General features: G+C 59.4%; 8 protein-coding genes and 3 pseudogenes. 2 read left to right on the top strand and 9 right to left on the bottom strand.

What is annotated here, in order from left to right; translation table 11 throughout:
* Nucleotides 1-2355: 2355 nt before the first annotated feature.
* Nucleotides 2356-2587: pseudogene (locus tag HCN58_RS36615) on the bottom strand (oxidoreductase); the annotation flags it as partial.
* Between the two features lie 891 nt (nucleotides 2588-3478).
* On the opposite strand from HCN58_RS36615, the pseudogene HCN58_RS37750 reads away from it, so the two are divergent.
* Nucleotides 3479-3642, top strand: a pseudogene (locus HCN58_RS37750) (ATP-binding protein); the annotation flags it as partial.
* A gap of 114 nt (nucleotides 3643-3756) precedes the next feature.
* Here the strand turns inward: HCN58_RS37750 and HCN58_RS36610 are convergent.
* The 6 genes from HCN58_RS36610 to HCN58_RS34955 all read right to left on the bottom strand — a co-directional run bounded on the left by HCN58_RS36610 (nucleotide 3757) and on the right by HCN58_RS34955 (nucleotide 5947).
* Nucleotides 3757-4113 (bottom strand): tyrosine-type recombinase/integrase, encoded by a 357-nt coding sequence (locus HCN58_RS36610; RefSeq protein WP_283814703.1) that lies wholly within the window; start codon nucleotides 4111-4113, stop codon nucleotides 3757-3759.
* Nucleotides 4104-4307: a site-specific integrase gene (locus HCN58_RS36605; RefSeq protein ID WP_235984171.1), complete on the bottom strand. Its 204-nt coding sequence runs from the start codon at nucleotides 4305-4307 to the stop codon at nucleotides 4104-4106. The genes HCN58_RS36610 and HCN58_RS36605 overlap by 10 nt, the downstream gene beginning before the upstream one ends.
* Nucleotides 4308-4326: 19 nt before the next feature.
* A complete protein-coding gene (locus HCN58_RS36600) occupies nucleotides 4327-4764 on the bottom strand; it encodes a site-specific integrase (RefSeq protein WP_235984170.1) in 438 nt (145 codons plus the stop codon).
* Entirely contained in the window at nucleotides 4761-5033 is a 273-nt protein-coding gene (locus HCN58_RS35440; RefSeq protein WP_210266300.1) for a site-specific integrase, read from the bottom strand. Before HCN58_RS35440 ends, HCN58_RS36600 begins: the two co-directional genes overlap by 4 nt.
* A gap of 85 nt (nucleotides 5034-5118) precedes the next feature.
* Nucleotides 5119-5382 (bottom strand): tyrosine-type recombinase/integrase, encoded by a 264-nt coding sequence (locus tag HCN58_RS37745; RefSeq protein WP_210266299.1) that lies wholly within the window; start codon nucleotides 5380-5382, stop codon nucleotides 5119-5121.
* Nucleotides 5383-5731: 349 nt separating this feature from the next.
* Nucleotides 5732-5947 (bottom strand): tyrosine-type recombinase/integrase, encoded by a 216-nt coding sequence (locus HCN58_RS34955; protein ID WP_283814702.1) that lies wholly within the window; start codon nucleotides 5945-5947, stop codon nucleotides 5732-5734.
* Between the two features lie 779 nt (nucleotides 5948-6726).
* On the opposite strand from HCN58_RS34955, the pseudogene HCN58_RS34950 reads away from it, so the two are divergent.
* Nucleotides 6727-6975 (top strand): annotated as a pseudogene (locus HCN58_RS34950) (ATP-binding protein); the annotation flags it as partial.
* A 102-nt stretch (nucleotides 6976-7077) separates the two neighbouring features.
* On the opposite strand, the gene HCN58_RS34945 reads toward HCN58_RS34950, so the two are convergent.
* Together HCN58_RS34945 and HCN58_RS34940 are read right to left on the bottom strand one after the other, a co-directional pair.
* Complete coding sequence (locus HCN58_RS34945) at nucleotides 7078-7518, bottom strand: phage integrase N-terminal SAM-like domain-containing protein (protein WP_171583829.1); 441 nt, start codon at nucleotides 7516-7518, stop codon at nucleotides 7078-7080.
* Nucleotides 7519-7699: 181 nt separating this feature from the next.
* Nucleotides 7700-8361 (bottom strand): carbamoyltransferase C-terminal domain-containing protein (locus tag HCN58_RS34940; RefSeq protein WP_283814701.1); only part of this gene is annotated, 662 nt, incomplete at its 5' end.

Raw genomic sequence — 8361 nt, 5'->3', positions numbered from 1 at the left:
AGCCCCTCAAACATGAGCTTTGAATCTTGAGACATGACCGTTGACCTCTCACACATGAACTTTGAGCGCGAACTGCGCACCTCATCCGGACTCATCAACCGCGCCCCAATCCGTTCGATGATCTGTACCGCCCTAAGTTTCATCTCATGATGTTCACCGCCTTTGGATTTCGGAGCGTAAACAGCGTCAGCGCATTAACTAGGATCAATCGAGCGGGTCTCATCGGGAACCCTTGGCGACAGGGCTGCCGGCGGCTTGGCAGCGGCAGTCCTCATCTCAGCAATTCGCGTGCCGCTCTCGGAACGCGTGCGCAGCTTGGTTGACTAGAGGAAACACGGCTCGCAAGCAGCCTGTCTGTGGGCATGAAGCTGCGGATTGTCGGGGTTCCCACACACTGGTAGCCAATCGGATACTGATGCAATGGACGATCATCTGATGCCGGTCGGGCTCGGAGCGAGCTCGATCGCTGCTTGGGTGCGGTGATGCACCGGCTTCCGCTGTTGGAGCCGTGCTGGTTTTGGCCGGGCAACGCGCCCTTTGTCCGCAAATGCTGCTAGAGATGGGAACAGTTGCGGCGCCGCCGCGCCGGAGGAGCGCCTAATCTGCGAGGTGGACAGCTTCGAGGCAATCGTGCTGCGCCCGCGCGGGTTGATGTCACGTTCGCCAATGTCGTGAATCAGTCCTTTCGGCAGCCGCCCTGGGCGTCGTCTGTACGCTGCCTGAGACGATGTTCGGCTCCACGACCGAATGCGGAGCGGCGGCAAAAGTTGGATCTCCCGTAGCCGAATGCGTTAAGAGCGCATCCGGTTCGGCGGCCGAGCTTCTCGAGGAGAAGTGCAGCAGTCCCTTCCATTTATGATCGTGTGACGTAATTGTCACCCAAATTTGGTCCAGTTCGCGAAGAAACGGCTGCAAATCTGCGCGCCAATCACTTCGTGACGAAGTTTATCATTCTGCCGATCCTGCTAAGGGAATGAAAGAGCCGCGGCGCGCGAGCTGATCAGTGAGGCACGGCGCTCTTCAGACCTGAGTTGACCCCGGAGGGGTCCTGTCAGACGTAGCGGTGAACCGAAAAAATGCCGACCTCACACGGCCTCTAAAGGGACGCAGCCGCATTCATGGCTGAGGCCTTGAGAGCAGCGCATCAAACGTAGTATCTCTAGTTACCGGCGAGCCTTGACGCCCGAGCGCAATATGTCGCGACTAAGTGCGCCTTGAATCCAGACTCAACTCTCGACCAAAAATGAGCTGCGCCATCGAAGACAGGCCTGGTAGTACTGTCAAACCTTCGGGCCACCGTTCCGCGGGTGAAACATTTTCCTGGGACACACTGGACGAGGATCAGCGCGTATCGCAGTCGGACATACAATCCGCACCATTGCAATAGCCCTACGGCTATCGATGTGTCCGCAATATCTGCCAGAATGTGCGAACGGGCGGTTCTGACAACCGCCCGTCGCTGGATCTGAGCCCGATCGTGCTCAAAGGCCTGAGAGCCTGTCGGGACAGCGAGGGACAGATCCGGTGTCTTTGTCAACCCGAACAGTTGCACGGGCTTCGAACCCGAACCGAGCAAGGAAGGGAGTGGATGATGGCACAAAACGAGGGTGTTGTCGTCGGCAGCGATGTGGCCAAGGACAAGGTGGATGGGTGCATTGGCTCGCTGTCGCAAGGACAAACGTTCCCAAACACCGCAGAGAGACGGCGCACGCTGATCCGCTGGCTTCGCAAGCACAAGGTCGGCAAGACGGCGATCGAGGCTTCCGGCGGCTACGAGCGGACTGAGCCAAGGTCTTGCGCGAGGCCGGGGTCGAAGTCTCGATCGTCGACCCGAAACGGGTGTGCAACTTCGCCCAACAGGCGGACGGCTCGCCATGGTTCGCCGAGACCTCCGAATCAACCGGCAAGGACCTTCATCGTACAGACAAGTTGCATTGAGTCGTCCGCTGATTCACCACATCACCTCAGAGCGCATGGCTTTCCCGTTGTTTCGGCTACTCATTCCAAGATGCAGTCGCACAGACGCTCTATATCGCGGATTTCAAGCTCCGCTGTAATGCACACCCGAATCCGCACCCGCCTTGGCCCGAACGTTGGGAAGAACTTCACAGAGGTGTAGAAGGCGCTATCGAGAAGCCCTCTTGGTATGTAATCGCATTGGCCTCCGATCCAATGGCGATCATTCTGAACAGAAGCGAATTGTCTCCGCGGACAGGGATTTTTAAAGTTCTCCCAGAAAGTCGAATTGAGTTGGGCTCGAGCGCAGGACGAATGGAATGACCGCTGCACCTTGATCGCCCAGCGACGATCACCGCATGATCGTCGAGGCTCCGGTAGGAACATCGCACAAAAATCCTCGCTCGTGACATAGGCTACCGACGAACCGCCGCGCTGATGCCGGCAGCCGATGAGACATTGACCACCGCCGCCTCCCCGATAGCCTGGCGCTTGCTTCCAACAAAGGTCGCGCAGCGCGGATCATCTGACGGCCCGATGGTGTTGAGCCGATGGATGCGATGAAAGTCCTCAACAATCCGTCGAGATTGTCCCGCCGCACGTGTTTGGTGCTGCCAACATTATTGATCAGCGCGCTGCCGCCGTTATCATCTCGCAAGCGGCGCGCTGTAGACGGCGCCGAACATACCCGGCTCGCGAACATCGCGCGGGATCAATTATCTTGTATCTATCGGCTCCCAAAGACCTTCCTTCACGGGCGGATAGGCTACAGATAGAGAGATTGTGTTTATACCTTGCGGCCCACGGCGCGCCAACCACCGCCATCATACGTCCAAACTTCTGCCGCAGAACTTCGTCGGCCAGTACGCATCCGCGCGATGCTTCCAATTTGTCATGTCAGCCTCTCGATATATGAACACGCCCTGCGTCACGGCTGGCGGACACCCGTGCTGTGCCTTGTTCTCGCCGCGGTCCACGCAAACCGACTGCGGATACCCCCGCCTCGCGCTTTGCGGTCCCGAGGCTTGATGCCCGCAAGCATGGACGCGATGTCGACGCAATGGAGCCCGGTAATGAGCCCTTGTTCACGACGCTTAACGCCTCGCAGTGGAGTTGGGCTACGCCGTTCCGTCCTTGGGGCGACCGGAATAAGCCTCATGTCATCGTGAATTTCTTACCCGCCAATCTGCTAAGCCTGAACGGTACTCCGGGCCATCAATTGGTCAGGCTGAGGACACCTTCTTTGGTTTTTGCGAGCTCTCCTTCGGAGAGCATCGCCGTACCGATGATGCCCTGCTACGCCAATTCGGCGATCTCGGCGTCAGAGAGGCCGAGAAGTCCTGATAGGATCTCCCGGTTATGCTGTCCGAGAGTCGGCGCCGCCGTGCGGATCGCATAGGGGCCTACACCTTCGAATCGGCATCGAGGGCTGCGGATGCAAGCCGATGAAAGGGCCTTCAATTTGCTGCAGGAATGCGCGCGACCCGAGATGCCGATCTGGCCCTTACGTGTTGCCGAGTGCTGCGGCCCTTCCGGCTTCGGCAAGAGCTGGCTCGCCTCTGCGCTCGGCAACAAGGCCTTCCGCGACAATCGATCCGTGCTTTATCAGCGCGTCCCGCGGCTGTTCAGCGACCGGCGCGCGGCGACGGTCCCCATCCCCATCTGCTGCGTGCGCTGAGTCGCCTCGATTCTCCTCATCCTCGACTTATATGCGGCCCGTAGTGATGTGGAGTTGAGGGCCGAAAGCCGGCGCCGGTCCGGTTTTTGACAGCCGCCAACTCCACATAATTTACCTGTAGGTCATAGCCTCTTCAGCCAATCAACGATGTTGATCGTCGTAGAAGAGACGTGCCCGGCGCGAGGCGGTGCGAGGATCTCAGGAAACACCTGCATAAGCGCCTGGCGTTTGAGATCGATGTCCGCCCTTGCATAGGTTATGGTTGTGTTCAGCGACGAATGTCCGAGCCATTGACTGATGGTCGCGAAATCGGCGCCCGCCTTCAGGAGAAAGATGGCGGTCGTATGCCGCAAGGAATGGCGATGGATCCGCTTCTCCTGCAGCGTGCGGGTTGCTCTGGCTCCGGCTCCGATGTGCTTCTTGAGCAGGTAACGAACGCCAAAGCGGGTCAACTTGTTGCCCTGGCGGTTCACGAACAGCGGAGATTCGCTTCCCCTGAATGAGCGGCATTGTTAGAGTGCTCTTGGAGAAGCTGTGCGGTTTGCGGCCAAATTGGACATAATCGAGTTTTGCCGCCCTTGCCGTGCAGCCGGACTTGATGAGGAGGATCGGTGCGGATGTCGCACAGCCGCAGATTGAGTATCTCCTGAACGCGGGCACCCGGGTTGAGCATCAGTGCGAATAACGCATAGTCACGCTTGCCCCGCGGCGTGGAGCAGCGCTTCGACTTCCCGCGGCTCAAGGTATTCGATTGGCTTGTTACGCGCGCCGCGTTTGAACGGTACGCCTAGCACACGCTGCAGCTCGGCTAGATTGGCGGGCTGTTCGGTTGCGAGAAAGGGAGCAAACGTATGCAGCGCCGCCAGCCGCGCATTGCGGGTAGCGACGCCATTGTGACGCTCGGCCTCCAGAAAAGCCAGGAAGTCCTGGACCTGCTTCGCTGTGAAATCGACGAGATCGAGATCCTCGATAGCCTTGGCTGCTTGCGACGAAGTAAAACGCAGGAACAGCACGATGGCATCCCGGTAGTTGCGTATGGTGTGTCGCCTGGTGCCCCGGAGCGTGGGCAGATACTCGCGGAAGAACCGCTCGATGCCCTTGCCGAGTTCGTTGGGTCTTTGGGATCTCATGCGGCACCTCCGGTGATGAGGTGGCCGAAGTGCGTCTCGAGCCGATGGCTGGCTGCGGCAGCGAGTTGCGGAGTCCAGCGCAGGTAATAGGCAGTCGAAACAATCGAGACATGCCCCATGTACATCGCAAGCTTCGGCAGATTGGATTGGACATCCGCACCTTGCTGGTACCATCGCAACACCGAACCGACCGCGAAGCTGTGACGAAAATCATGAACCCGCGGGGTTCGTCCGTCGGTGCCGCAAACGTTGGCTGCTCGGAATAGCACTTGGATTCCTTGCCGCAGGCCGGTACCCGTGTAGCCGCGCACCCGCCCCTGCTGTTGCAGAGCAAGGAGGAATCCAATGAGCGGCTCAGAGGTGGCCGAAGCCGCTTCCTGAGGTACGACCCCAGCTCCGAGCTGCGTCCGGCGATAACGGGACGATCCGCGCCTTGTGGAACTTCGACTCCCGAATGTGCAAAATGCCGTGGCGCGGATCGACATCGGCCAGTGAAAGGCGCAGCAGTTCGCCTCGACGGAGCCCTGCTGTGTAGAGCAGGACCACGGCAAGCCGCATCACGGCTGGCCGAAGCGGTGACGTTGAGGTCGGCGCCAAACGATCGGCCGCAGCCAACATCCTGGCGACGTCGGCTGCTCCAAAGATGACCGGCGATGCATGCGGACACCGACGTGGGAGGCGGTTGATATCCGGAACGAAGCAAGTTGGCTCGGTCCGCCGACGATAGAGGCAGAAGTTGCGCACGATACTCTGGCGGTTGCGCGCGTGTTTACAGAGAGATGAGATTGTGACGCGCACCATGCCTCGAAGAGCGCTTGATCGAGGTCGGTAGAGCTGGTCTTCTCAAGAAATCGACGCAGAGCGTCGATTACGTGCTCCTCATGAACATAGGCGCGCCCGAGTGAACGTTGCCTCCGCAAATAACGGTCGACCACCTGGTTGAACGCGCTGCCTGGTAATGTCGTACTCATGCGGCGTCCTCCTCAATGATGATGGTCGCCGGCGGCAGAGGAAGCGCGACCTCGCGGAGGGCTCCGGTCTGCAGCCGGAGATAGACACAGGTGCTCTCCAAGGTACGATGACCCATCAGATCACCGATTACCTTCACGCGGACGCCGCGGTCGAGCAGACGCATCGCAAATGAATGGCGCAGGCAGTAGGAGGATGTACCCTGCGGTGGCAGACCGCTCTGACGCGCGCTTTTGGTAGAGATCGGCTATCGTGTTCAATTACGTCGAGACGCTGCTGGATCTCGCCCTGGTCCGAGCAAAACCGAAGAAAAGAAGGCGAGCAACAACATGCTGGAGGGTCTGTCGTTTAATCCGCCGCGCTTCGGTCATCACAAACCGCTCGACTGCAGCGGCTGATAACGCATGCAGCGGGGCGTCAGCCGGCAAAGCGTGCGCAAGCATGCTCTTCACTGTTGCGATGTGCTGTTCTAGGGTCGCGCTGGTAAGGCCACGCACCTCCGATAGATGTCGACTGTAGCGCTCAAGAAGCAGCGAGAACGGGATTGGTGCTGGTTCTCTGACGAGCAGCCTTCTCGCGGTGAGAAACCGTTCAACGGCGCACCGGGTGCCTTGCAATGACGCGGAGGCAAATGCTTGCGACAAAAACCTTCCTGAAACGCCGCCCCCCAATCAAGCAGCGCTGAACCCATCAGGTCGAGGGCTTCCTTTGGTCCTCGTACGTGACGGCAGGCTATGGATCGGGCGTACTCAGCCGAGATGAGCCAAGTGGCGAAATCTTCCAACAAGGTACCATTGGGCGATCCCGAGTAACACACGTGAACCTTCCGGAATAAGCATGGTTGCCCCTTTTGGATGGTTGGGAGAACCACGCTACCGCTGTCAGTTATGTTGACTAGGAACGGTCGAGGCGGCTGTTAATAGCGAGGAGATCGATATCGCTCCACATCACTACGGGCTGCACATAATTCCAATCACGTTGAGCTCAACGTGACTCGACGACTGGGGCCTCGAGTCGCTCGCCGCAGCAGCCCGCCACGACCTCCTGGAGATCCCCGAGGATCGCTACGGCCGCCGCTCCACCATCGTCACCAGCCAGCTCTCCGTCGACCAATGGCACGCGCTGATCGGCGACCCCACTCACGCCGACGGCGTCCTCGACCGCCTGGTCCATAACGCCCATCGGATCGGTCTAAACGGCGAGAGCATGCGCCGAATCCGCAAACCCAGCCGAAAGGCCTGAGCAAGTGGCGCTGTGGGCATGCCGCTGCGCTTCCACGTCAGCGCGTTGCCCACATGCCCACAGCAGGAGCAGCAGCGAAAAATCGGTCCTTAACGCCGCGATTCAAGATTGACCATGCGGCTTCGCCGATGCCAGAAACGAGCCAGTCAGAACGCCTGGCGCACCGGGCGACATCAAATCGGAATGGTGGGCGAAATCAGCTCGGAATCCCAGAAGGTTCAAATCCCGCATCACCAATCTCGCCGCAAGTCGAGCGCAGGACCTATTTGAAGCCGGATTGAACGAAGACGCGTCTTTGTGACGCGCGGACCTATGGGCGCTCGATCTTGGCGCCGGTGGGTGCGGTGGCCCCGATGTTGGGCGCGTGATGAGATGCAGTTGGTAGGCGCGGACCTGCTCGAAACTCAACCGGTCCGGGGCATAGCCGAAATGTTGGCTAAACTTTGCGATCGCATAGATATAGGATTGTTGAGTCGACAGCGACAGATTGCGGACCATCATGTCCTCACTCATGCGCTGCCGAAGAGGGCTCATCGTAGCCATCTAGGTCTCCCGTCGTCTTGAGAGGGGTGGTGCGAAGACAAACATTCTCTCAGACAGGACACCTCAGTTCAGCAGGCTTGCCCCCACTCCCGCGTAGCGGGTTCATTCAATCCCGGGCGAGATCGTCGGAATCCCACTACGCCGCTGCGCCGCCGGGCCCGCGAGCGCGCGGCGACACTGGCTAGCCTGAGCCCTTTTTGGTCCACAGCACGCCGTCGGACCAAATGTGTTCAACGCGTCCCCACTGGCAGGCTGATGCGACATCCGGGAAGAATCCACGCCCATGGTGGTTGGCGCTCGTATTGCAAAGCAGCGGAATGCCCGTGAGCTTTTCATACTCGACCAGAAGCTCAGCGACCTTGTGCTGAGATGCTCTAGCAATGGTCTGCAATCGCGCAGATCCGTCGAGATGTACAACTGCGGGGATTTTGTCCCGCCATTCCGCCCGTGTCTCGTGATCGAACAGCATGTAAGGATCCGGCGTTCCTGGGTTGAAAATATCCGGCGCACGATCTTCTAGGCATATTGGCGCTACTGGCCGGAAGTGCTCGCGAAGTTTGATGTCGTTGAGATGGTCCTTCATTCCCGCCGATGTCGCGGCTGCAAGAATGCTTCTGCTACCCAATGCCCGAGGTCCAAGCTCGGCGCGACCGGCAAGGAACACCACGGGCTTGTTGCTCGCGAGGATGATCGCAACTTCATGCACGCTGCACGGGGCGGCCTCCCATTCGGGCGGCACGTCGCTGGGTACCAGAGCCGGGCCACTGTAGACTGACCATTCCAGGGGCACGAAGCCTCTGTCCGCCGCCATTGCGGAGCAAGCAGCACCTATTGCCGCCCCGC

It is taken from the genome of Bradyrhizobium australiense, from assembly GCF_013114825.1.
Classification (GTDB): domain Bacteria; phylum Pseudomonadota; class Alphaproteobacteria; order Rhizobiales; family Xanthobacteraceae; genus Bradyrhizobium; species Bradyrhizobium australiense.
Note: the sequence above shows the minus strand (reverse complement) of the source record. Positions and strands in the feature narration are given on the sequence as shown.

Excerpts from the sequence above, each read along its gene's own strand:
- HCN58_RS36605 (WP_235984171.1), bottom strand. The coding sequence starts at position 4,307 with ATGCTCAACCCGGGTGCCCGCGTTCAGGAGATACTCAATCTGCGGCTG.
- HCN58_RS36600 (WP_235984170.1), bottom strand. The coding sequence starts at position 4,764 with ATGAGATCCCAAAGACCCAACGAACTCGGCAAGGGCATCGAGCGGTTC.
- HCN58_RS37745 (WP_210266299.1), bottom strand. The coding sequence starts at position 5,382 with ATGTTGGCTGCGGCCGATCGTTTGGCGCCGACCTCAACGTCACCGCTT.
- HCN58_RS34945 (WP_171583829.1), bottom strand. The coding sequence starts at position 7,518 with ATGGCTACGATGAGCCCTCTTCGGCAGCGCATGAGTGAGGACATGATG.